This is a genomic window from Streptomyces albospinus (assembly GCF_014648695.1).
In the GTDB taxonomy this organism is placed as follows: Bacteria; Actinomycetota; Actinomycetes; order Streptomycetales; family Streptomycetaceae; genus Streptomyces; species Streptomyces albospinus.
Genome location: NZ_BMRP01000056.1, coordinates 18,102 through 39,834 on the forward strand (window position 1 = coordinate 18,102; position 21,733 = coordinate 39,834).

At 69.0% G+C, this 21,733-nt stretch carries 21 protein-coding genes and 3 pseudogenes; 12 read left to right on the plus strand and 12 right to left on the minus strand.

The genetic code is table 11. The annotated features are described in order from the left end of the window. Positions 1–861 precede the first annotated feature (861 nt). Positions 862–2,676 carry a TIGR03767 family metallophosphoesterase gene (locus IEZ17_RS36820; protein ID WP_189307981.1) on the plus strand — a complete coding sequence of 605 codons (1,815 nt, stop codon included), beginning with the start codon at positions 862–864 and terminating at the stop codon, positions 2,674–2,676. A gap of 374 nt (positions 2,677–3,050) precedes the next feature. Here IEZ17_RS36820 and IEZ17_RS36825 read toward each other — a convergent pair whose 3' ends face one another. Next, positions 3,051–3,899: a LysR family transcriptional regulator gene (locus IEZ17_RS36825; RefSeq protein ID WP_189307982.1), complete on the minus strand. Its 849-nt coding sequence runs from the start codon at positions 3,897–3,899 to the stop codon at positions 3,051–3,053. 104 nt (positions 3,900–4,003) lie between these two features. Between IEZ17_RS36825 and IEZ17_RS36830 the strand changes: the two genes are divergently transcribed. From IEZ17_RS36830 to IEZ17_RS36835, 3 genes are read left to right on the plus strand one after another with little or no spacing between them, the layout of a single operon-like run. Next, positions 4,004–4,729, plus strand: a complete 726-nt coding sequence (locus tag IEZ17_RS36830) for an SDR family oxidoreductase (RefSeq protein ID WP_189307983.1) — start codon at positions 4,004–4,006, stop codon at positions 4,727–4,729. Then, positions 4,726–4,857, plus strand: coding sequence for a hypothetical protein (locus tag IEZ17_RS44025; protein WP_268249886.1), 132 nt, complete (start codon positions 4,726–4,728; stop codon positions 4,855–4,857). Before IEZ17_RS36830 ends, IEZ17_RS44025 begins: the two co-directional genes overlap by 4 nt. Beyond that, positions 4,854–5,237, plus strand: a complete 384-nt coding sequence (locus IEZ17_RS36835) for a Rossmann-fold NAD(P)-binding domain-containing protein (RefSeq protein WP_189307984.1) — start codon at positions 4,854–4,856, stop codon at positions 5,235–5,237. The genes IEZ17_RS44025 and IEZ17_RS36835 overlap by 4 nt, the downstream gene beginning before the upstream one ends. A 115-nt stretch (positions 5,238–5,352) precedes the next feature. On the opposite strand, the gene IEZ17_RS36840 is transcribed toward IEZ17_RS36835, so the two are convergent. Next, positions 5,353–6,105, minus strand: a complete 753-nt coding sequence (locus tag IEZ17_RS36840) for an enoyl-CoA hydratase/isomerase family protein (protein WP_189307985.1) — start codon at positions 6,103–6,105, stop codon at positions 5,353–5,355. 295 nt (positions 6,106–6,400) lie between these two features. On the opposite strand from IEZ17_RS36840, the pseudogene IEZ17_RS45080 reads away from it, so the two are divergent. Together IEZ17_RS45080 and IEZ17_RS36850 are read left to right on the plus strand one after the other, a co-directional pair. Beyond that, positions 6,401–6,583, plus strand: a pseudogene (locus IEZ17_RS45080) (hypothetical protein); the annotation flags it as partial. A 40-nt stretch (positions 6,584–6,623) separates the two neighbouring features. After that, on the plus strand, positions 6,624–6,944 hold the full coding sequence (locus tag IEZ17_RS36850; protein ID WP_189308002.1) for a GatB/YqeY domain-containing protein: 321 nt from the start codon (positions 6,624–6,626) through the stop codon (positions 6,942–6,944). Positions 6,945–7,245: 301 nt separating this feature from the next. Here the strand turns inward: IEZ17_RS36850 and IEZ17_RS36855 are convergent, their stop codons facing one another. Both IEZ17_RS36855 and IEZ17_RS36860 read right to left on the minus strand, forming a co-directional pair. Continuing rightward, positions 7,246–8,619, minus strand: coding sequence for a M64 family metallopeptidase (locus IEZ17_RS36855; protein ID WP_229852998.1), 1,374 nt, complete (start codon positions 8,617–8,619; stop codon positions 7,246–7,248). A gap of 888 nt (positions 8,620–9,507) precedes the next feature. Further along, a complete protein-coding gene (locus IEZ17_RS36860) occupies positions 9,508–9,927 on the minus strand; it encodes a MarR family winged helix-turn-helix transcriptional regulator (RefSeq protein ID WP_189307987.1) in 420 nt (139 codons plus the stop codon). A 63-nt stretch (positions 9,928–9,990) separates the two neighbouring features. Between IEZ17_RS36860 and IEZ17_RS36865 the strand changes: the two genes are divergently transcribed. Further along, positions 9,991–10,830 (plus strand): alpha/beta fold hydrolase, encoded by an 840-nt coding sequence (locus IEZ17_RS36865; RefSeq protein WP_229852999.1) that lies wholly within the window; start codon positions 9,991–9,993, stop codon positions 10,828–10,830. Between the two features lie 82 nt (positions 10,831–10,912). On the opposite strand, the gene IEZ17_RS36870 is transcribed toward IEZ17_RS36865, so the two are convergent. Further along, positions 10,913–11,266 (minus strand): VanZ family protein, encoded by a 354-nt coding sequence (locus tag IEZ17_RS36870; protein WP_229853000.1) that lies wholly within the window; start codon positions 11,264–11,266, stop codon positions 10,913–10,915. A gap of 700 nt (positions 11,267–11,966) precedes the next feature. On the opposite strand from IEZ17_RS36870, the gene IEZ17_RS36875 reads away from it, so the two are divergent. After that, a complete protein-coding gene (locus IEZ17_RS36875) occupies positions 11,967–12,788 on the plus strand; it encodes an alpha/beta hydrolase (RefSeq protein ID WP_189307989.1) in 822 nt (273 codons plus the stop codon). Positions 12,789–13,144: 356 nt separating this feature from the next. Here IEZ17_RS36875 and IEZ17_RS36880 read toward each other — a convergent pair whose 3' ends face one another. Then, positions 13,145–13,780, minus strand: coding sequence for a TetR/AcrR family transcriptional regulator (locus IEZ17_RS36880; protein ID WP_189307990.1), 636 nt, complete (start codon positions 13,778–13,780; stop codon positions 13,145–13,147). A 647-nt stretch (positions 13,781–14,427) separates the two neighbouring features. On the opposite strand from IEZ17_RS36880, the pseudogene IEZ17_RS45610 reads away from it, so the two are divergent. Continuing rightward, positions 14,428–14,574 (plus strand): annotated as a pseudogene (locus IEZ17_RS45610) (AraC family transcriptional regulator); the annotation flags it as partial. A gap of 278 nt (positions 14,575–14,852) precedes the next feature. Here the strand turns inward: IEZ17_RS45610 and IEZ17_RS36885 are convergent. Next, positions 14,853–16,073, minus strand: coding sequence for a cytochrome P450 (locus tag IEZ17_RS36885; RefSeq protein ID WP_189307991.1), 1,221 nt, complete (start codon positions 16,071–16,073; stop codon positions 14,853–14,855). 267 nt (positions 16,074–16,340) lie between these two features. On the opposite strand from IEZ17_RS36885, the gene IEZ17_RS36890 reads away from it, so the two are divergent. Further along, a complete protein-coding gene (locus IEZ17_RS36890; protein WP_189307992.1) occupies positions 16,341–16,958 on the plus strand; it encodes a TetR/AcrR family transcriptional regulator in 618 nt (205 codons plus the stop codon). A gap of 182 nt (positions 16,959–17,140) precedes the next feature. Here the strand turns inward: IEZ17_RS36890 and IEZ17_RS36895 are convergent, their stop codons facing one another. After that, the gene (locus IEZ17_RS36895; protein WP_189307993.1) at positions 17,141–17,446 is read right to left on the minus strand and encodes a hypothetical protein; all 306 of its coding nucleotides are present in this window, start codon (positions 17,444–17,446) and stop codon (positions 17,141–17,143) included. Here IEZ17_RS36895 and IEZ17_RS36900 point away from each other — a divergent pair. After that, a pseudogene (locus tag IEZ17_RS36900) lies at positions 17,369–17,887 on the plus strand (glycosyltransferase); the annotation flags it as partial. The gene IEZ17_RS36895 and the pseudogene IEZ17_RS36900 overlap by 78 nt on opposite strands. Positions 17,888–18,055: 168 nt before the next feature. Here IEZ17_RS36900 and IEZ17_RS36905 read toward each other — a convergent pair. After that, positions 18,056–18,961: a LysR family transcriptional regulator gene (locus tag IEZ17_RS36905; RefSeq protein ID WP_189307994.1), complete on the minus strand. Its 906-nt coding sequence runs from the start codon at positions 18,959–18,961 to the stop codon at positions 18,056–18,058. Between the two features lie 160 nt (positions 18,962–19,121). Between IEZ17_RS36905 and IEZ17_RS36910 the strand changes: the two genes are divergently transcribed. Next, entirely contained in the window at positions 19,122–20,015 is an 894-nt protein-coding gene (locus tag IEZ17_RS36910; RefSeq protein WP_189307995.1) for an MBL fold metallo-hydrolase, read from the plus strand. Between the two features lie 108 nt (positions 20,016–20,123). Here the strand turns inward: IEZ17_RS36910 and IEZ17_RS36915 are convergent, their stop codons facing one another. From IEZ17_RS36915 to IEZ17_RS36925, 3 genes are all read right to left on the minus strand, one after another. Beyond that, on the minus strand, positions 20,124–20,492 hold the full coding sequence (locus IEZ17_RS36915; protein WP_189307996.1) for a VOC family protein: 369 nt from the start codon (positions 20,490–20,492) through the stop codon (positions 20,124–20,126). 43 nt (positions 20,493–20,535) lie between these two features. Further along, positions 20,536–20,805: a hypothetical protein gene (locus tag IEZ17_RS36920; RefSeq protein ID WP_189307997.1), complete on the minus strand. Its 270-nt coding sequence runs from the start codon at positions 20,803–20,805 to the stop codon at positions 20,536–20,538. Positions 20,806–21,145: 340 nt separating this feature from the next. Then, positions 21,146–21,514 (minus strand): VOC family protein, encoded by a 369-nt coding sequence (locus tag IEZ17_RS36925; protein WP_189307998.1) that lies wholly within the window; start codon positions 21,512–21,514, stop codon positions 21,146–21,148. Between the last annotated feature and the right edge of the window lie 219 nt (positions 21,515–21,733).

Sequence of the window (21,733 nt, forward strand, 5' to 3'; positions counted from 1 at the left end):
CGCGTCGCCGGGCCGCTCGCTCCGCCTTGTGGTGAGCGTGCGCCCCTGCCCCCTTTCCCTCGCCGCGCCATGACGTGCCATGTCACGCCATGGCATTGGCTGTCCGTTCGTTTCGATGCGCTTGCATCACATCCTATACCGGGAAGCGATGCAAGTGCATTACTACGCGAACGGCGAGGCGACCCCATGCCCGGGCAGGTGGACCACGAGGAGTGGCGGCGCCGGATCGCCGAGGCGGTGTACCCAGCAACCCGTCATCGTCATGCCCCACCTCCCTCCCGGGCGTCTTTCGTGACTCCATCCGGTTCACCAACTCCCCCAAACAGGCGCAGAGTTCGACGAACCCCATTCGAGCCTGCCGGGCCGTTGCCCCGTGCATCAGCCACTGTGTCCGCTCCCGGAAGAGTCGTGGTCGGTACAGGGCCCGCCGAGCAAACGGCAGATGACGGTGGACGGCACCGGAGCACGTACGCGCAGACCAGGTCGACCGGCGAGCCCTGGCGACCGGGCGCCACCAAGCCATCCCGCGCAGGTTCCCTCGCCGCACCCGTGCCACAGGCGTACAGGCACCCGTGCCACAGACGTACATGAACGCGCACGAACCGTCCCCCGTTCGTCGCCCACGTCCTTGAAGACCGCCATGACTCAGGCCGTCCTCGCCGCACTCACCCCGCTCAGCTGGACGCCCGACACCCTCGGGGCATTTGTCGGGCACCAGGCCGATCCGACGGCGGATGGGCGTTCCGCGTTCCGGGCGCGTTCAACTCCCGGCCAGGCGCACCGCGCACCCTTGGGAATGAGAGATTCCGATTGGTGACACCGCTGTGGCCGGGCGCGCCCGCCACTGTACGGGAGGGCCCCATGGCCGGAATTGCAACCACCACCGACCGCCGTCGATTCCTCCTCAGCTCAGGTGCCGCCGTCGCAGCGGCCGGCGTCTCCTACGCCCTCCCGGGCCGGCGCAGCAGCAGTACGCAACCGGTCGCCGGCCCGGCACCGGCCGGCACCGGCGCGGCACCCGCCCGCCCCGCCGTGAAGCGGGCCGCACCGTACGGCGCCACCACGCTCGAGACCACCGCACGGCTGACCGGCAGCGGAGGCTACCGGCACATCAGCTCCGGACCTGGATGGCCCCTTGTCGTGCGGGGCGAACTCGCCGCCGCCCGGAGCGGGCGGGAGGACCGGCGGGCCGCGCTGGCGTGCTTCGTGCAGTTCACCGACCTGCATGTGGCCGACGTCCAGAGCCCGTTGCGGACCGAGTTCCTGCGCGCCGGATCGCCCGGGTCGTGGCGGGACCAGGAGGCGCTGTCGGTCGCGGGCGCGGTCTCGCTGGTCGAGCAGGTCAATACGATCGGTGGCGGACCCCACACCAGTCTGCCCCCGGCCTTTGTGATGTCCACCGGCGACAACATCGACAACCATTCGATGGTGGAGCTGGAGTGGTTCCTGACGCTGATGAGCGGCGGCCGGATCACCCCCAACACCGGCGACCCGGCCGCGTACGAGGGAGTGCAGAACTGCGGCCTCCCGCTGTACTGGCACCCCGACTCCGACCTGCGCGACCAGGACAAACTGCGCGGAATGCCGCGGATCCCCGGATTCCTGGAGGCCGCGATACGCCCCGTCACCAGCCCGGGCCTGCACATCCCCTGGTACTCGACGCCCGGCAACCACGACGACCTGCCGGGCGGATGCCTGGCCCCGCAGGACCCCTACCTGAGCGACTACATCACCGGGGCGCGCAAGCTCTTCTCCGTACCGGATACCGACGTGGCCGCCTTCGCCAAGGTGCTGGAATCCGGCGACGACCCCAAGAGCACCGTCCTGAAGGAGATCCTGCACCACAACGCCCGCCGGGCCCGGACCGTCACCGCCGACCCGCGTCGGCGCCTGGTCACCCCGCACGACTACGTCAGTGCACACCTCGACCCGGCCCATGCGGGAGCGGGCCCGGTCGGGCACGGGTACACCGAGAATCACCTGGACGGTGAGCGGATGTACTACATCTTCCGCATCGCGGACGGCGTCCTCGGCATCAGCATCGACACCACCTACCGCAGCGGCCACTACGAGGGGTCACTCGGGACCGAGCAACTGCGCTGGCTGGAAAGCACCCTGACCGCCCACAGCGCGCACCACTACGACGCCGACGGGCGCCTGGTGCGCAACACCACCGCCGACGACGCCCACATCCTCGTCTTCAGTCACCACCACAGCCCGAGCATGACCCGGCGCCGCGACGCGGCCCGCGCCGACGAAATCCGGCACGACGGTGCGGAGGTGATCGCCCTGCTGAGCCGGTTCCCGAACGTGGTCGCGTGGATCAACGGACACAGCCACGTCAACCGCATCACACCGCACGCCCACCCGACACCGGCCCGCTCCTTCTGGGAGGTCAACACCGCCTCCCACGTGGACTACCCCCAGCACGCACGGCTCCTCGAACTCGTCGACAACCAGGACGGCACGCTGTCGCTGTTCACCACGCTGGTGGAGTCCGCCGCCCCGCACCGGGCGGATTTCGACGACCTCTCCGCGGTCGGCCTCGCCTCCCTCTACCGTGAGCTGGCCTACAACACGCCCGGACTCGCCGCCAAGATGGGCAGCGGCGTCCATGAGGAGATGGCGGGTACGGCGGCGGACCGCAACACCGAACTCCTGGTCCTGCGGGGGTAGCAACGCCGCCACTCCTCTGCGGAGCAATCCGCCGAAATCGAGGGCATCCCCCACCGTCGGCAAACCCGGACGGCCGCGCAGACGCCCCGACGCCCTGCTCGGCGACAAGCGATGCGGCAGCAACCCCCATCGCCGTGAACTGCTCCAGCGCCGCATCCTGCCGGTGAACTCCCGCAAGGGCGACCGGACATCAAGGGCCTGGGCAAGCTCCGCTACGTCGCCGAGCAGCCCTTCTCACTGCTGCACCACTGCACACGCCTGGCCGTCCGCCGGGAAAGACGCCTCGACCTGCACGACGCCCTCGTCTCCCCTGCCTGCAACCTCAACTACCGGATACGCCTCAAGAATTCCCACCGTGATCGTTTTGCGAGCTTTCAGAGACGTGCCGCGGTCCGGACGAGGCCGGCGACGGCTCGGGACCGGCTGTGCGGTGGCCATGCGATGACCGTCGTGACTGTCGGTGCGTCCAGAACCGGCACGGTGGCGAGATCGTCGCGTAGTTGGGCTCGGCATGACTCCGGCGCGATCCAGCAAGCGCGGCCGAGAGCGATCAGCTGGAACAACTGCACATGGTCGCGAGCCTGCGGACCGGGGCCGTCCGGGTACGTACCGTCTCGGCCGGGCCAGCGCGGCATCGGCAGGCCGGGCAGCTCGGTGACGTCGGCCATCTGCACATGAGTTCGGCCGGTGAGGGGATGCCCGGCCGGCAGAACCACGACCTGCCTCTCCGTGCAGAGTTCCTCGATGTCGAACCCGGCCGTGGTGTCGAACGGCAGGTGCAGCAGAGCCACGTCGGCCCGGCCGTCGCGCAGCATTCGTTCCTGCTCGCCGATTCCGCACAGGAGCAGGTCCACGGTGACCGCATCGGGTTCGGCGGCATAGGCGTCGAGCAGTTTGGCCAGCAGTTCGCTGGACGCGCCGGCCTTCGTGGCCAGGACCACGCCGGCACGGCCGGTCGCCACGAGGGCAGCGCGACGGGTGCGACGCTCGGCGGCCTCGACCGCATCCAGCGCCGCCCGGGCTTCCCGCAGGAGCACCGCCCCGGCCTCGGTCAGGGTGACCGCGCGGCTGGTGCGTTCCAGCAGCCCCGCCCCCAGGCGCCGCTCAAGCTGGCGGATCGCCCGCGACAGCGGGGGCTGCGCGATCCCGAGCCGCTGCGCGGCCCTCCCGAAGTGCAGCTCCTCGGCGACGGCGACGAAATACCGCAACTCCCGTGTCTCCACGGCGCAATGCTACCCGCCCCCACCGGGATCGATACCCGTGCGGTATCGCTGCCCACCCCATCGGTGTTGGCCAACTCGCGCCGGCCCCGGACAGGATCAGTCGTATGACTGAACAGACGATTGCGCTGGTGACCGGCGCGAACAAGGGCATCGGGTACGAGATCGCGGCGGCTCTGGGCGCCCTGGGGTGGAGCGTCGGCGTCGGCGCCCGGAACGACGAGCGTCGCGAGGCCGCCGTGGCGAAGCTGCGGGCGGCCGGCGTCGGCGCGTTCGGCGTACCGCTCGACGTGACCGACCACGCGAGCGTGACCGCCGCCGCCGAGCTGATCGAGGACCGCGCGGGCCGCCTCGACGTGCTGGTCAACAACGCCGGCATAACCGGCAGCGCGCCACAGATGCCCACCACGGTCGACGTCGCGACGGTGCGGACGGCGGTGGAGACCAACGTGATCGGCGTCATCCGCGTCACCAACGCGATGCTGCCGTTGCTGCGCCGCTCGACGTCGCCGCGGATCGTGAACATCTCCAGCGGCGTGGGCTCGCTCACCCGGCAGACCACGCCCGGCGCCGAAACAGGCCCGATCGCCGTCGCCTACGCGCCGTCGAAGACGTTCCTCAACGCCGTCACGATCCAGTACGCCAAGGAACTGCGCGATACGAACATCCTGATCAACGCCGCCTGCCCCGGCTACTGCGCGACCGACCTCAACGGTTTCCGCGGCGTCCGCACCCCGCAGCAGGGCGCGGCGATCGCGATCCGACTCGCGACCCTGCCCGACGACGGCCCGACCGGCGGCTTCTTCGACGACGCAGGGGAAGTGCCTTGGTGACCCGAACGTCGATGAAGGACATCGACGCACCATCGACGGCAGAGAGTCTCCCCGGCGCCGAGGTCCACCGCGCCTCACGCGACGACCTCGACGCCCTGGGCAACGCGCCGCCGCGTCCGACGGCATGATCCACCTCGCTTTCCAGCACGAGGAGGCGTTCTCCGGCGACTTCGCGGCCACGATGGACGCGGACCGTCGCGCGATCGAGGTGTTGGGGCAGGTCCTGGCGGGCTCCGGCCGGCAGCTGGCCATCGCCTTCGGCCCGGCCGGGCTCCAGTCCGGCGAGCTCGCGACGGAGGACGACGTGCCGGATGCCGCCCTGCCCGGCGGCGGACGCGCGCTCTCGGCGCGGGCGGCACTCAACCCTCGCGGACCGGGGTGTGCACTCCTCCCGAGTGCGCCGCCCGCCGACGGTGCGCCGCGCCTGAGCTCGCCACGCCCATCATGGCATCAGCCACACGGCAAGACGGGCCATCCACTCAACGCGGGCAATTCATGGACGTGTTGAACGCTTGCCGTATTGCCGGAAGGGAATGGATGGGACCTGTCCCCGACCTTCGGGGTCAGTGGTGAGTGAGGCGGCGGCGTCCTCGACGAGCCCGAGGACGGCCGTCGGCCTTCCGTTACTGCGAGAGCCGGCGGATCGCCTCGTCGAGCTCGGGACTCGTTCCCACGATGTTGAGAAATTCTGCTGTCTCCAGCTTGATTCCTTGCTCCAGCGGGAGTTCCAGCCCTTGCACGAGGACCTTCTTGGCCGCGAACAGTGCGGCCGACGGCAGGTCCGCCATCTCCTGGCACCAGGCGACTGCCGCGTCGACGAACCCGTCCGCAGGCAGGACGGCATTGAGCCAGCCGAGACGTTGCGCTTCGGCTGCGGAGAAGATCCTGCCCCGCAGTACGGCTTCGGCCGCGACGCCTGGGCCGATCAGGCGCGGCAGCCGCTGCGAGCCGCCACCGCCGGGAATGATGCCGACCGTGACCTCGGGAAGGCCGAGTCGTGCCCTTTCGGAACCGATCCGCAACTGACAGGCCAGTGCGAGCTCGTTGCCCCCGCCGAAAGCCCGCCCGTCGACGGCGGCGACGGTGGGTTGCGGCATGTCGCGCAACAGGCCGGTCAGACGCAGCCACGACGGAATACCCTCCGGCGCCTCACCCCGGCCGGCGCGCTGAAGGTCGGCCAGATCACCTCCGGCGACGAAGCAGCCATCCACACCACCGGTCAGCATGACGACCTTGGCCTGGGCGGACTGCTCGGCGAGCTTTTCGAGACGGTCACCCAGTTCGGCCATCGAGGCGAAGTCGAGGAAGTTGCGGGGCGGGCGGGTGAACGTCAGCTTCGCGACCCCGCCGTGCTGCTCGACAGACCAGTTACCCATGCACGGAGCCTATGAGCCGAGGGCTCCTGGTGCGCTCAACCGGATCGCGACGTCGTACACGGAGTGCGGTCGCTGTTGCACGACCGGTGCTGATCAGCAGGTCAGCGTGGTGTGGCGGGGCTTGGGATTCGCTTGTTCGGCCTTCGCCTGCTCGGCGTAGGGCTTCTGCGCGAACTTGAAGGGGCTGGGGAAGCCGAGCCGCTCATGGCGCCCGCGGTGCGGACGGCTTCGACATGGAGCTGGCGCACCCCGCGGCGCTGTCCGGATCACACACCTACTGATACCAACAAGGAGCATCCCTGTTTCCCACGCAAGGACCACTACGTCCTCCGCATCCCGCACAACCGAGATCCTGTCCCGGCCGGTCGCGCTGAACGGGTTGACCTTTCCGAACCGCATCGTGATGGCACCGATGACGCGGATGACGCGGACGATATCCCGTTGTGGGGGCAGCGGCAGGGCCATAAGGTCCTGGCATGTCCCTACGTGTTCGTATGCGTCAAGCCCTCCCGGAAGCGATGCGCTCCCGTGACAAGGCGGCGGTGAGCGCCCTGCGCGCAACGCTCGCCGCGCTGGACAACGCGGAGGCGGTGCCCGTAAACGAAGTCGCATTGCGCGGCTTGGCCCTCGAACAGTCACCGGTCGGTGCCGGTGCCACCGAGGCGGCGCGGCGTGAGCTGAGCGAGTGCAGTGTGGCGGACATCGTGCGATCAGAAGCCACCGAACGGCTGGAAGTCGCAGCGCAGTTGACTGCACCCGCCCACGCTGACCGAGTCGCGCGGCTCCGCGCGGAGGCCGCTGTGCTGCTTCGCTTTCTCGACGGCCACGGCACCCCGTAGAACACGGCAGATCCGTCGTCCCGTGCCCGAATCGACGCAGGAGTACAAGTAACCAGTGGCCCGGTTGTGAACGGGTACGGCCACCGCGTGATCATCGGGGGTTGCGTGGACTCCTGAAGATCGTGCGGTGGCCGCAGGCCGTAGCGTAGCCCCTGCCCGCCGGCGGGCGATGGCCGACCAGGTCATGGCCCGAATCGCGGGCAGATTCAGGCGAGTTGAACCCCCAGGCCGCGGCCCAAGCCTATCTGCTCGGGCTTCGGCCACCCACCCCCTCGGATGTCAAGAGGCTCCTCACGCGTCGTCAACGAGAGTCCCTGCTGGACCCCTTGCCGACCCGGGGAGCCACGCCGCCTGTGCCAGAGGACGGTGCGGCATCCGGCTTCGCTACCGCCCGGGCTGTGAGATCTGAGGTGGCGGCGGCGCCACTGCCACGTCGCACGGTCCAGCTGGTCGAGCCGGTCAACAAGGCGCGGATCGCGGGGTCACGCACCGCTGAGGTGGCATCCGTCACCGTGGCCGTCAGCCGGTGGCTGCCGCGGCCGAACCCGAGCTCGCGCACCGCCACGCGGTCACGGTCACGGTAGCGGCGCAGCTCGCGCCCGTCGAGATACCAGCGCACAGCGACCTTCCCGTGGGCCACGTCATTCGCCCGGGGCAGGGAGAGGCGGGCAGTGGTGCTCCATGCCTGGGTACGGTCAGCCGGGGCGGCGGGCGAAGCGTGCCGGTAGAACCCGGCGATCATGGCCTCGCGGCCAGGCAGGTTGAAGGGCTTGCCGAGGCTGCGCATGAGGGAGTCCTCGGTGGGACGGTACAACCCTTTGACGTAGTAGTTGCCGCCCTCGTAGGTCCCGACCGCCCCGCCGTCCGGTGAGGCCGCACCCAGCCATCGGAACCACTTGGTGCGGCCGGCGGCCATGGCATCAGCGTTCAGGATGGACGAGTTGGCCTGCGGGGTTTCGGGCCCGGTGTACTGCTCGTATTCCGGTACACCGGGGTAGGAGTATTCGTCGGCGAGCTTGCCGAGGGAGTGGCCGGTCTCATGGATGGCGACCTGGTCTGCGTTCTTGCCGTGCGCAGAGGCAGTGGAGATGCCCTCGTAGCCCAGGGTCGGACTGGCCTCGTTGTAGCCGGCGCCGCCGTACTTGGTGCTGTTGGCAAGCACGAGCACCAGGTCGGCTGCCGGAGCCTTGGCGACGTAGGCATCGACCTTCTGCTGGTCGATGCAGAGCAGCCGCTCAACGCCGTCGCACCAGAAATGCGCGCCGAGGGCGGTGTTGCGGGAGACGTCCTTGCCTGGATCACCGCTCACCCCGCTTTCCGCGGAGACGGCGTCGACGGCCCAGACATTGAAGAGCTTCTGGTAGGTGCCGTACGGCTCGACATTGAGGAATTCGTTCCACTTCTCCTTGAGGTCGGTGTGGAACTGGTCCAGCTGGTCGGCGGTGTATCCGTCGCCGATGACGACGACGTCGAGTCGGTCCTTGGTGTCGCCGTTGTCGATCACCTTGGTGACCTGACCGTCGGCCGCGCGGGCGGGTCCCGTCAGGGCAGGTCCTGATGTGTGGGGGAAGCTGCGCGGGACGTCTCGGTAGCCGGCTCCCGCCGTGCCGCCTGCGGGGCCGGGGACTTCCACGCGGACGTGGGGGTTGGGGGCGACGGCCGCGGCCGGACCCACGACAAAGCCAGCGAAGACGAGAGCGCATGCCCCCACGGAGGCTGATATCCGCCGGAATCGGCGGAAGGTTCTGTGCACGAAGTCCTCCCGATAGAAAGGAAATTGAACGATATTGACCAGACGTCAGGCGGCGGTGTCTGAGCTGCCGCATAGGCGACGCGCAGTCCCCGGCGAACCGGGACGTCGGGACGTCGGGACGTCGGGACGTCGGGAAACGATCGCATGGAACGTCTCGCCCCTCGACGTGGTTGCCGCCAAGGACCACGAGAAGTGAATCCGCGGGCCGGGTGTGAAAACACAGAGCTGGAATGGAGCGGCAGCCGGCCGCCGGTTCGCCGGACAGCGAGCCGGCCTATGAAATTTCACAGGGTGTCGGTGACGGGCCGGGAAGGAGGGAATGATCGTCGAGCGACAGCGCCGGTCGCGCCACACAGTGGTCAACTATACGCAGACTGCTACGAGTTGATATTGCTGACTGTCGGCTCCTGCGGCTGGCAGGGGCCTCACCGCGATCGCGGGCGCGGGCGGCTTCAGGACGCGGCCTTCCGTGCGCAGGCCGTGATGACCGCCGCCGGAATCCACCAGTTGATCAGATAGCTGCCGCTACGGTCCCGACGGCTACCGCATCGGCAACCTGGGATCGACGTCCAGCTGCCGACCCACGAGCCGCTGAACCCACCTGCCGGTACGGAGGTGTTGTCCAGGTCGCGGCGCAGCGGCCCTGCTCACGCGGAGCCGCTGCCTGCCAGGGCGGGCTGCTGCCGCAGCAGCTCCGCGTGTACGAGCACTGCAAGGCCGCAAGGCCGCAGCGGGACGCCCCCCGGTCGGCATCGACATCGAGGTGCCAAGGCGTCGAAACAGCCGGTGAACAATGGCCGGTTACCGGGGCTACGCGCCCTCGTCGGCGAGGACGCGCCGGAGCAGGTCGAGCAAGGCGGCGCGGTCGGCTGCGGACAGGGCGGCGAAACACGAGGCCAGCACCTCGTCGGCCACCCGGTGCCCCTCCTTCAGGACCCGTTCACCGGTGGGGGTCAGGTGGTGCTCGATCCGCCTGCCGTGCCCCTGCCGGCGCTCGACCAGCCCCTGGGCGACGAGGCGGTTGGCGAGCGTGCCGAATGCCTGCTCGCTCTGGAACGTCGTGGCGGCCAGCTCGCGGGCCGACGCCCCACGCGCGTTACTGATGGCGCGCAGCGCGTCCCACTGGGCCAGGGTCGTGCCGACGGCCGCGAGGTGCCGTTCCAGGGCTCGATGCTGCCGGTACTGGACCTGCTTGACCGCTCTGCCGAGGGTTTGGAGTTCGCCGTACATGGCTCCAGCCTAAGACCACAACTAAGCTAGCTTATATCAACAAGTTTAGTTACCGTGAAGGGCGTGTCTTCTCACCGCACGGTCACCGTGCACCCGTATCCAGACCTGCCCCTCACCCTGTCCGAGGCCGGCACCGGCAGACCCGTCCTCCTCCTTCACGGCGGCGGAGGCCCGGCCACGGTTGCCGGGCTCGCGGAGCACCATTCCCACTCCGCGCTCACCATCACACCGACACACCCCGGCTGGGACGGTACCCACCGCCCCATATGGCTCACCGGCGTCGACGACCTCGCCCTCACCTACCTCCATCACCTTCACGACCGCCGACTGCGCGACGTTCTCGTCATCGGTTCGTCGCTCGGCGGCTGGACCGCCGCCGAAATGGCCGTCCGCGACACCGCCCACCTCATCACCGGACTCGTCCTGATCGACGCCATGGGCGTGCACATCGAGAACCAACCGATCCGCGACATCTTCGCTCTGGACGCCCGGAGCCTCGCCGACCACGCCTGGCACCACGCCGACCGCTACTACGTCGACCCCGCGAACACCCCCGCCGAGCAACTCGCCGCCCGGCAGGCCGACATGACCACCCTGCGCGCCCTCGCAGGCGACCCCTACATGCACGACCCCAAGCTGCTGCACCGCCTGGGGCGCGTGAAGATCCCAACCCTCCTGCTCTGGGGAGAGAGCGACCGCATCGTCACGCCGGCCTACGGTGCGGCCTACGCCAACGCCTTCGGCAACGCCCACCTGGAGGTCATCCCCGAAGCCGGCCACCTGCCCCAGATCGAGCAGCCGAAAGTGACCTCCGCCATGATCGACGCATATTTCCCGGGTTGGGCCGACACCACCGGCTGCGCCGATCGGCGCCAGGAGCCGATGCCTGTACCGCCGAGGTAAGCGGGTGAGGGGTGGGCGTCTGCGGTCCACAGATGCCTGGATGCCGGGCAGGCCGCGCCCGGTCCACTCGTCGCACACGGCATCACATTCGGTGTCCTGGCGGTGTGCCACGTCCGCGGCCCCGTCCCGTCCCGCGGCGCGGTGTGACCGCCTCGACCCTGCGGCACACACCTCGGACCGCCGCGGCGGTGACGTATCCGGCGACGCAGCCGAGGGTATTGGCCAGCAGGTCGTTGATGTCGGCCGTCCGCCCCGAGGCGGTGAGGTATTGCGTTGTCTCGATGGCGAGGGAGCCAAGGAACCCGGAGGCCGCCGCGGTCAAGAGGCGCACGCCTGCGCTCGCCAGGAGCAGGCCGCCGGGGACGAACATGAGCACATTGAGGAAGAAGTCCCAGGTGTCGGCGGGGTTCGAGCCGTCGAGCAGCTTGAGGTTCATCGCCTGTCCACCACCGGAGCGCGTACCGAACGTCAGGCCCACAACCCCGGCCGCCCACAACCATCCCAAGGCGACGGACACGCGATGGGACCTCCGCCGGGGACGACCCGTCAGGAACGTCACCGCCGCGATAGCAGCACAGCCGAAGAAGCCGATGCTCAGGGCGATGGGAAAAGACACAGTCGCTCTCCTTCGATTCCGAATCCAGCGGGTCGGGCAGCCGATGTCGAGTGGAGAGACGCGAGGGCAAAAAGTCCGGTTCTCATGCATTTGGTGACTTACTTCACGACGGAGCGACCGCGCTGCTGTCGCTCGCACCCCGGATCACCACCACGGACTCCATTGGCTCCCCCTCCCGCACCGCACCCCCGCAGCCCGGAATGCGGCAGCGACAGCAAGTACCAGCGGGTTCGACACGGTCAGAACTCAGAGGGCGTTACATCCTTTCCCTCTCAGTTCGTGAGCGCTCGTTCCTGGTACTGATCGCGGTACGGGCCCGCTGTTCGGCATGGGTATGCCGGGATTCGGGGCATGGAGCGAAGTCCGTATCCGAGCGGCTTGGGCAGCTACCACAATCTGGCTCAACCTCCTCTAGCCGTCTCTGATCGGTGCGAAGGCCCGGACTGAGCAGTCCGGGCCTCTGGCATACGCCGCAACTCTTTCTCCGACCGGTGCTGTCCGGGTGTCGGCTTCCGGCCCTATGGAGGGCAACGAGCCGTTCGACGCGACCTGGCAACAGGCCGAGCTCGGGCAGCCGATGAGCTTCCAGCGCCGCTTCGAGCAGGACTTCCTGCCATGGATTGCGAAGTACGACTCCGTCTACCACTACGGGGGCACGGCGGCCGAGGCGAAAGCCGCGTGGGAGGCACGCCGCACCGCGCTGCACGACCACCCCATCACCATCGGCTCGCTGACGATCGGCCCCAACCAGCTCGACAACGCCACGCTCCAGGGCATGTACAACGCCGACCTTGGGTGGCGCTCTCTGGCGTCCGTACTGGCCGCTCTGGAGCACTGGGGCACGGCGACACCGGCCGAGCGACAGTTGGTCGAGAAGACCTTCACGAACTACCTTTCTCCCGGTTTCGCCGCCGACTTCTTCCCGGTCACCTGCAACGACACCCCGTGGAACCACGACCTCAACTACTGGCTGCGGCAGAGCGCCACGGACACCAAGAAGTACCCGCTGGTCGGGGCTCGGGAACTCGCGTACGCGGCGACGTGCGCGTCCTGGCCGAAGTCGGACGCGCCGCACGTCAAGGTCACCGGCAAGGGGCTGCCGCCCACCCTCATGCTCAACTCCGTGCACGACCCGGCCACGTACTACGAGGGCGCGCTGGAGGCGCACAAGGCGCTGAACGGCTCGCGGCTGGTCACCGTCACCGGCGGCGGCGACCACGGCCAGTACCAGAACAGCAACGCGTGCGTGGACTCGGTCGTCGACGCCTATCTGCTCAAGGGGAGGATCCCGGCGCACGACATGACGTGCCCTTCCAAGCCCCTTCCGACACCAACGGGTTGATCGTGTACGGGCGGGTTGATCGTGTACGGGCGGGTTGGTTGCGTCCGCCGGGACCTCGGGGCCTACACCGTCCGTCCTGCCCAGACGCAGTGCCGCACCCTCGTGGGCGCCACCACGGCGTCTACGCTGCGACCGCTGCCCGATCAGAGAATCCTGGCCCCCTCGCCCCATGCATCCAGCACAGTGCCGTGCCCAGCCCGCCGCGCCGCTGCCTCGACATGGGCGGGACTGCCCGGAGCGTCATGTCTGCGCACCGGGGCAAGCACCCGGCACCGTCAACAGGGACGCGCGTGCCGGCCGAACCAGCGTTTGCCCAGCACACGGTACTCATGCCGCACGACGGTTGCGAACGCTCGTCATCGGCTGCGGCCCCCCTCACTTCCCGTCCCGTGATCGTTTCCGGCGAACAGCCTGTCCAGGTACTGGTCGACAGCGGTGAGCGCGTCCTGTGGCCCGACCACGTCCAGTTCAATGAGCGTGGTGAAACCGGTGAGGGCGAGGAGCAGATTGGTCTCGGCCACCGGGTCGCGGTCAGGGCTGATGTACCCGTCAGCGATCGCCTGGCGCACCAACTGCTCGACGACGAGACGCCCTTGGGCGATACCGTCGCGCGCCTGCGCGTGGATCTTCTCGTTGTGCAGCGCCTCCAGGACGTAGGCGGCGCTCATCCGGCTGGCCGCGCGGGCGTCGGCGTGCAAAGGGAGCATCTCGACGAGCATCAGCCGCAGTACGTCGCGGGGGTGTGGCAGGTCGCCGAGTTCCTGGAGGCCACGGCTGATGCGCAGCGATTTCTGCTCGTAAGCGAGGTCCATGGCGAAGGAGAGCATCGCCTCCCGCGAGGTGAAGTAGTGCTGTAGCGCCCCGTGGGAGATGCCCGCCTCCTTCGCGACCTCGCGCAAGGACAGATGCGAGACGCCGCGCTGCTCCACCACCTGCCACAGCGCTCGGGCGATCTCTTCGCGGCGCTGATGGTGGTCTACCTGCTTCGGCATCGTCGACTTCTCCGTGGTCCCCAACTCATACACTCGACATAATACATGTGGCAGATAACCCTGGACCCTGCAACTCAAGGGAGTGGCTCACCTGAGCGACGAAGAGTGCGTACCGCGGAGGGTATGACGTAGGTCGGCCTGGCGGGTGCGGGGTGTTCTGCGGCATGACGGCGCCCAACCACCCTCAGGAACCCCCCACTTGGGCCTCCCCCACCCCCTTCGCCGGACGGGCCGGGACAAAACGAACCGACGGAGTTCGGACCCGTGACGCCGCAGTCCGGGCCGAATCACCCGAGTTCGGCGCAGGGCGCGGATGCGCCGACGCGGGGACCGACGACAGGCAAGCGGGAAACACCGAAGGGGACGGGGTGTTGGTGCATGGTGCGGGAAAGCGTCTTTCGAAGTGAGGACCAGGGCCACCCTGCTGGGGATCGGTTCGAAATCTGGCGTGACCTCATTGGACGGACTCACGCGCCTGTGGATCTCACAAGTGATGTCACTGCCGATTACCGGGCGCATCAACGCGCGCTGGAACTCGGTCCAATTCGCGTCTGACCTGCGACGACGTACCACCTGTTGGGGTACCACCGGAAGCGGAAGGTGATCCGCCGGTCCGACCCCGAGCAGTATCACCTTGCGCGCCACGCCGATCCACGCCGATCCACTCCAGCGCAACGCGCTGGGGTTACCCCCGTGCCGCCGACTTCAGCCGTGCCTTCCGCACCGCCTACGGCACCCCGCCCAAGGAGCACCGATACCAGGCACTCCAGGAGCGCTCCCATACTGCTCGCTGAACATCCTCAGGGTGCGCACTGATGGGCCGACGGCCAAGCTGCCGGAATGAGCACAGAACGAACGAGACCCCCAGCAACGGAGCGAGATGCCTCATGTCTCAACTCTTGCGCCAGCGATCCTTATTGAACGACCTCCTGCCGCACGAAAGCGCACCGAGTACTCGCTGAATGGTCACGCAGCTGCTCGAAGACCCCGGGCACGGTCCACGCATGCACGCCGCCGCCAACGCAGTCGATCCCGTCAGCGGATACCCGCATCACCGTGCCTTCCGTACCGCTCACCAGGTCACGGGGAGTTCGTTGACGCCCTGAATCGTGGTACCCGGCCGCAGCGTCAACTGGTCCACCGGGACGGCCAGTCGGAGCGTCGGAACGCGTTCGAGCAGAGCGGTGAGGATGACGTCGAGCTCCAGGCGGGCGAGGTTCTGGCCCAGGCACTGGTGGATGCCGAAGCCGAAGGCGAGGTGATGGCGCGCCGTCCGGTGCACGTCGAAAATATCCGGGTCCTCGAACACCGTGCCATCGCGGTTGGCAATGGAGTTGACGACGATCACTCCCTCGCCGGCCCGGATGAGCTGCCCGTCGATCTCGATGTCCGCCTTGGCCACACGGCCACCCGCGATGTCGGCAATGGCGAGGTAACGCAACAACTCCTCGACCGCGCCGGGGACGAGGGCGGGATCGTCGCGCAGAGCGGCGTACTGGTCGGGGTGTTCCAGCAAGGTGATCACGCTGAGCGAGGTCATCGAGGCCGTGGTTTCGTGACCGGCGACGAGCAACAGCAGCGCGGTGGAGATCAGTTCCTCGCGGTCGATCTCGCCGTTGGCCAGCTGATCGGCGACCAGGCTGCCGACGAGCCCCGGGCCGGGCTCGGCTTGGAATGTGGTGATCAGGCCGTCCAGGTAGCGTTCGAGGTCTTCGCGTCCGCCGACCGCGCCTTTGGCGTCCGTGGCCTGCACGAGGCGCCTGCTCGCGTCCTGGAAGAAGTCGTGGTCGGCGTAAGGCACTCCGAGCACCCGGCAGATCACCATGGACGGCACCGGCAGCGCGAATTGGCCGACCAGGTCGGCGGGCGGTCCGGCGGCGAGCATCGCATCGAGGAAGCCGTGCACGATCTTCTCGATCTCGGGGCGCATGCCCTTGATCCGCCTGACGGTGAACTCGCTGATCGTCATCCGACGCTTGGGGCCGTGTTCGGGCGCGTCGAGTGCGATGAATCCGGGGCGGCGGGTCCGGACCGCTTGGAAGCGCGGCGACGTGGCGGGGAATCCGGCGTCGGCCCGGTCGGAGGAGAGCCGGGGGTCGGCGAGCAACGTGCGTGCCGTCTCGTGTTTGGTCACCACCCATGCCTGGCGGCCGTCGTAGAGGGTGACCCGGTGCAGCGGGCCGGGTGCATCCCGCAGCCTGCTGTAGCCGTCCGGTAACTGGTAGGGACAGCTTCGGTTGTTCGGGAAGGCGGGGATGTCCCCTGACTGTGGCGTTGCGGCGGTCTCCGTCATCGGTTCCCTCGATATCTGTTGATCTCTTGCCGTCTCGTTTCCACGTTCCCCATCGACGTCGACTCTCCCGTTGGACGCCTGCATCGTTAAGGAACGCACGGTTCTCTAATTTTGAGAATAGACTGGCCCCATAGGGAACGCAACGACCTCTACAGGCCATCTTCGGGAGCCACACTGTCACCCAACACCGAACCCGCCGGCGCCAGTACCGCTGACCACCGCAAAGGACCCCGCCGCCGCGGTGAGGAACTGGAGAACGCCATCCTCATGGCGACACTGGAGGAACTCAGCGAAACCGGTTACGCCGCGCTGACGATGGAACGAGTGGCCACCCGGGCCCGCACCGGCAAGGCCGCCCTCTACCGACGCTGGGCCAACCGCGCCGAACTGGTCATGGACGCCTGCAAGTTGGCGGGCGTCTCCCACATCGACCTGCCCGACACCGGTACGTTGCGTACGGATGTCATCGTCCTGCTGCGGCAGATCGCCGCAAAGATGGCCAGCCCGCTCGGCGGCATCCTGCGGGGTCTGCTCACCGAAATGACACGCGATCCGGACTTCGCCACCCTGATCCGCGAACGGGTCCACACCATAGGCCCGGCCACCCTCGGCGTCATCCTGGAGCGCGCCGTCGAACGCGGCGAGATCGAATCCTGGATCCTGGATTCACGGCGGGCCACGGTCGCCACCGACCTGTTGCGCAACCATTTCCTGCTGTTCGGCGCGCCCGTCGAGGACGAGGTCATCACGGAGATCGTCGATGATGTCTACCTGCCGCTGATCCTGCACCCGGCACCACGGCGCGCGAGCGACATCCGTCCCGCCGGTTCCCCGCGCTCAATGCGCTCCGCCGATTCCACAGATTGCGCGAGCGGCGAGGAGTGAGGCAGTTGCGCCGGCCGGCCGACCACCTCGCAGGACACCGCAGGACACCCAACTGGGCACCTGTCGGTGGCTGTTGAGCGCACGTTCGCCTGGCGACGCGGCTTCCGACGCCCCCGCGTCCGCCGGGATCGACCAGCCGACCCCCACAAAGGATTCCTCACACTGGTTTGCTGCCCAATCCCTCATCGACAACTCGGCTCATTGCATTGGCCGTTGGGCTTCGTGGCGTCCCCGGCGTGCTCGGTGGCGTGCAGGCGTTCGGCGAACTCCGCCCAGCTCTCGTGCGGCGCGATGACGCACTCCATGTGCATGGCGACGCACTCGACGGCGTAAGTGCCGATCCTGCTGACGAGACCGAAGAACTTCCCGCTGAGCGGCTGTGCCCGTAGGCCGCTGGGGGATCCTCCTGGGCCGGCGTACCGCCCGCACCGCCCGTACACGGCGCTGGGCCGCTTCGCGAGGAAGGGGAAATGGTTGGTCTCGCCCATGTGGCCATCGAGACGGTCCGTGCGCAGGGCCGCCGCGTGGTCGTGGCCCGCGGCTGGGCCGGCCTGGCCCTGGTCGACGACCGGGACGACTGCTTCGTCCTCGGCGAGGTCAACCAGCAGGCGCTGCTGGCCGGGTGACCGCCGTGGTACACCCCGGCGGCGCAGGCACCGCGACGACAGCGACCCGGACCGGTGCGCCGCAGGTCGTGGTACCCCAGGCGACGGACCAGCCGTACTGGGCCACCGGGTGGCCGACCTGGGCATCGGCACGGCACCGACGGTCCCACTCCGACCACGGAGTCGCTCTCCGCCGCGCTCAGGGCGGCCCTGACGCCCGAGACCCGCGCACGAGCGAGGGCCGTGGCCGCCACGATCGGCACCGACGGAGCGGCGGTGGCCGCGAAGTTGCTGGTCGATGCGGTCGGACCAGAAAGGCCGTAGGCGTCCGCGTGAACCAGGTGGTCGACCCGAACGGCACCGTGACCGGCAAGCTCGGCTGAAACGACGTCACCGCCAGGTTCGTCCGTCTTCACCGGCGCGCTCCTGTGCGGAACGCAGGCGACACTGTGCTGCTCGCGCCGTCCGACAGCGGTGTAGTGCGCGCCGTGGTTACCGTGGCGCGCGTTGACGGCGGCTGCCGGGCGCGGCGAGCTCGACGAAGGAACGGATCAAGGGGTTGGCGTCGGTGGCGCGCCAGGCGACGACCAGTCGGCTTGGCGGCATGTCGACCAGCGGGACGACGGTGAGGCCGTCGGGAGGCTGATGGCCGAGCGGCGCGCGCATATGGCCGAGCGGCGCCAGTCCGACTGTTCCGTTCCACAGCACAGCCCGGATGCATTCGTGGACGGTGCGCACCACAGGGCCCCCGCGCAGCGGCTCGCCGGGCTGGGTGCCGTGCCAGTAGGCGCGCCAGACGGGGTCGGTGCCGTCGGGGAACTGGAACCACGTGCGGTCGGCGAGGTCGGCGAGGCGTAGCAGGTCGTGTTCGGCGAGCGGATCGTCGGTGCGCAGGACCGCCCCGACGGGTTCGGAGCGGATGACGCGGGTGTCGATCCCGGTGTCGTCGAACGGCGCCCGGGTCACGGCGACATCGACCAGGCCGGCGCGCAGTCCCGTGGTCGGGTCCGCGAAGTCGGCCTCGATGACACGGGCGTTGACGCCCGGATGGCGTCGGCGGAAGGCGTCCGCGAGGGATGTTCCGGTGCCGGCGCGCTCCACGCTGTCGCCGAGGGTGCCGATGGTGAGGCTCGCGGCGCCGGCCGCGGCAGCGACTCGGACGCGGGCGTGATCCGCCTGCGCCAACAGGGTGCGCGCTTCGTCGTACAAGGCGGTCCCGGCCGCCGTCAGGGTCACGCCGGCGGGCGAGCGGTGCAGCAGGGTGGCCCCCAGATCCGCTTCCAACCGTTTGATGGCGCGGGTCAGCGGTGGCTGGGTCATGTGCAGTCTGGCAGCGGCCCGGCCGAAGTGGCGCTCCTCTACGACGGCCACGAAGTAGCGCAGCAGGCGAAGGTCCATCGCCAGTGACGATACCCGAACGGTATCGGGCGTGTTGAACAAGTATTGGACGCCGGAGTCGGCGCGGAGGTGGAGTGGAAGGGCAATCAGCAATCGACATCGGACCCGGATCCGGTCCTCGAATCCCGACCGGTCCGGCGAGCCAGGGAGTGTGCCTGTCATGGCCGACTATCAGCTGCCCGACCCGGTGGTACGGACCACCGGTGCGCAGGAGCTCGCGCGTGACCTGGTGGTCGTGCCCGACCGGAACGTGCAGCTGGTCCCGAACATCGGGGTCATCGGCGGGACGCGCGCGGTGCTCGTGGTCGACACCGGCCTGGGCTCGGAGAACGCCGAGAGCGTGCTGGCCTTCGCCCGCGACTACGCCAACGGGCGCAAGCTGTATCTGACTTCGACCCACTTCCACCCCGAGCACGCCTTCGGCGCGCACGTCTTCGCGGGCGAGGCGACGTTCCTGGTCAACAAGGCGCAGGCTGAGGACCTGGCGATCAAGGGCGCCGGGTACCTCACGATGTTCCGGGGTCTGAGCCCGACCGTCGCCGGGCGCTTGGAAGGCGCGCAGGTGCCCACACCGGACTTCGTCTACGAGGCGTCCCACGACCTCGACCTCGGCGGCCGGGTGGTGCGTCTACAGGCCGTCGGCCGGGCGCACAGCAAGGGTGACCAGGTGATCACGGTGCCCGACGCCGATGTGCTGTTCACCGGTGACCTGGTCGAGACCGGACAGTTCGCGATCTTCCCGTGGTTCCCGCCGCACGACACCGACGCGAGCGGTCTGGGCTGGATCGAGGTCATGACCCGGCTGGCGGCGGCCAGGCCGCGGACCGTGGTCCCGGGTCACGGCGACATTGGTGGAACGCAGGTGCTGGAGGATGTGCTCGGATACCTGCGGGAGTTGCGCGACGAGACCTGGACGCGACGTGACTCGGCGATGAGCCAGGAGACGATCGTCGAGGAGGTCCGAGCGGTGTTGACCGAGCGGCATCCCGAGTGGGCGGGCCGGGAGTGGATCGACGCCGCCGTCGCGTGTCTGTGCGGCGAGCACGCGACGTGAGCCCGGCCGTCGCCTTCCGGTCCACCCGGCCGCAGGGGTCAGCGGGGGGGGCGGACGCCCACGAGCACGCCCGCACCCCGTTCCTGTCCTGTCCCTTACGTGCGCCGGTCAGTCCGCCGGACCGAGGAACTCCAGCCGGTTGCCGACCGGGTCCAGGCTGTAGAAGCGGCGCCGGCCGGGCAGCCGGTCGTCCCAGACGACGGGTGCGCCGTGGGATCGAAGCCGGTCGGCGAGGCCGTCGATGTCCCACACCTGCAACCCAGGATGGGCTCGGGTACCGGGGTGGTAAGGCGTGTCGATGCCCAGATGCAGCTGTCCGCCACCGTCCTCACCGGTGAACCAGCAGCCGCCGCGGACCGCGAGAACGGGAGGCCCGGCGACTTCCCGTATCCCGAGCAGGTCGGCGTAGAAGGTGCGCATCAGCGGGCCGCAACCGGCGGGGGCGGTCAGCTGTACGTGGTCGAGTGTGACGAGCATGGGGGTCTCCTTCACATCGGCTTGGATCTGCCGGAGTTCGGCTTCAGACGCGGGGCCGCCAGCGGGCCTCCAGGCGAGGGCGGCCGTCGTCGTCGATGACGGCGTGCCAGTGGGCCTGTAGCTGTGTGGGGGCGAAGGTGGCGGTCCGCGGGGGCAGCGCCGGGGTGCGCAGCGGGCGTGTGCGAACGACGGTGCTGTGGAGCGGGCTGTCGGCGCAGCGCCGGAGGATGCGGGTGAAGAGCGCGAGCAGGCCGCCGACGGGCCGGACGTGGTCTCCTGCGGGGTGGATGTGGCGGTGGGTGAGGGCAGACATGGGAGTCACCTCCGTGGCGGGGTGGAGAGGAATCCGTGGAGGAAAGTGGCTTTGTTGCACGGTCGGTGGTGCCGGATATTGCGCAACGGCGGGCGGAGCAGGGCTCGTGAGCCGCGCACCGTGCAGCCGTGCGTCGCGGGTTCGGCGGGGTCCGGCTCGGTCGACCGGGTCAGCGTGTCGGAGCAGGTCGTCCAGGGCTGGTGCAGGACAGCGAACGTGGTGCGGAGCATGGGGACTTGCCGTCCCCGAGGGTGGGCGGCCCGTGGAGTGTGCAGAGAGCGCCGTCCCGTTCGGGGGCCGGCAGGTCGGTGTGGGCTCCCGTCACATGACAAGGCGCTGGTCAGCGCAGTGGTTGAAGGAACTCCAGCCGGTTGCCGACCGGGTCCTGAGTGAAGAACCGGCGGTGACCGGGGAGGCTGATGCCCCAGGCGACGGGGGCTCCGTGCTGTTCCAGCCGCGCGGCCGGTTCATCGAGGTCGGTGACGCGCACCGCGGGGTGGGCCCTGCGGGGCGGGCGGAATCCGTCCTCCACGCCCACATGGATCTGCACCTGGCCGCCGTCCCCGGTGAACCAGCAGCCGCCTCGGCGGGCGAGCACCGGTGGCTTGGGGATCTCGGTCATCCCCAGGGCGGTGATGCAGAAGGTGCGCAGGACGTCCTCGGAGCCGGCCGGGGCTGCCGGCTGTACGTGGTCGAGTGCGGTGAGCATGGTGAACGGACCTCCCATCGAGGGGCGAGTGGGGTGCCGGCTTCCGCCCGTGGTGGTGTCAACTCGCCACGGGCGGCCAGGCGTTCACTGTCCGAGGGCGACCTGGACGATCTTGATGACGACGAGGACCATCGCGATGAGCAGATACGTCCGCAGGGCGCCCATGCCGATCTTGCGGGTGGTGGACATGGTGGGCTTGGCGAGCGTGTCCAGGGGCGG

Bases quoted from the DNA above. Each gene is read 5' to 3' on its own strand.
- IEZ17_RS36820 (WP_189307981.1), top strand. From the start codon at position 862: ATGGCCGGAATTGCAACCACCACCGACCGCCGTCGATTCCTCCTCAGC.
- IEZ17_RS36830 (WP_189307983.1), top strand. From the start codon at position 4,004: ATGACTGAACAGACGATTGCGCTGGTGACCGGCGCGAACAAGGGCATC.
- IEZ17_RS36835 (WP_189307984.1), top strand. From the start codon at position 4,854: ATGATCCACCTCGCTTTCCAGCACGAGGAGGCGTTCTCCGGCGACTTC.
- IEZ17_RS36840 (WP_189307985.1), bottom strand. From the start codon at position 6,105: ATGGGTAACTGGTCTGTCGAGCAGCACGGCGGGGTCGCGAAGCTGACG.
- IEZ17_RS36850 (WP_189308002.1), top strand. From the start codon at position 6,624: ATGCGCTCCCGTGACAAGGCGGCGGTGAGCGCCCTGCGCGCAACGCTC.
- IEZ17_RS36860 (WP_189307987.1), bottom strand. From the start codon at position 9,927: ATGTACGGCGAACTCCAAACCCTCGGCAGAGCGGTCAAGCAGGTCCAG.
- IEZ17_RS36870 (WP_229853000.1), bottom strand. From the start codon at position 11,266: ATGAACCTCAAGCTGCTCGACGGCTCGAACCCCGCCGACACCTGGGAC.
- IEZ17_RS36875 (WP_189307989.1), top strand. From the start codon at position 11,967: ATGGAGGGCAACGAGCCGTTCGACGCGACCTGGCAACAGGCCGAGCTC.
- IEZ17_RS36880 (WP_189307990.1), bottom strand. From the start codon at position 13,780: ATGCCGAAGCAGGTAGACCACCATCAGCGCCGCGAAGAGATCGCCCGA.
- IEZ17_RS36885 (WP_189307991.1), bottom strand. From the start codon at position 16,073: ATGACGGAGACCGCCGCAACGCCACAGTCAGGGGACATCCCCGCCTTC.
- IEZ17_RS36890 (WP_189307992.1), top strand. From the start codon at position 16,341: ATGGCGACACTGGAGGAACTCAGCGAAACCGGTTACGCCGCGCTGACG.
- IEZ17_RS36895 (WP_189307993.1), bottom strand. From the start codon at position 17,446: ATGGGCGAGACCAACCATTTCCCCTTCCTCGCGAAGCGGCCCAGCGCC.
- IEZ17_RS36905 (WP_189307994.1), bottom strand. From the start codon at position 18,961: ATGGACCTTCGCCTGCTGCGCTACTTCGTGGCCGTCGTAGAGGAGCGC.
- IEZ17_RS36910 (WP_189307995.1), top strand. From the start codon at position 19,122: ATGGCCGACTATCAGCTGCCCGACCCGGTGGTACGGACCACCGGTGCG.
- IEZ17_RS36915 (WP_189307996.1), bottom strand. From the start codon at position 20,492: ATGCTCGTCACACTCGACCACGTACAGCTGACCGCCCCCGCCGGTTGC.
- IEZ17_RS36920 (WP_189307997.1), bottom strand. From the start codon at position 20,805: ATGTCTGCCCTCACCCACCGCCACATCCACCCCGCAGGAGACCACGTC.
- IEZ17_RS36925 (WP_189307998.1), bottom strand. From the start codon at position 21,514: ATGCTCACCGCACTCGACCACGTACAGCCGGCAGCCCCGGCCGGCTCC.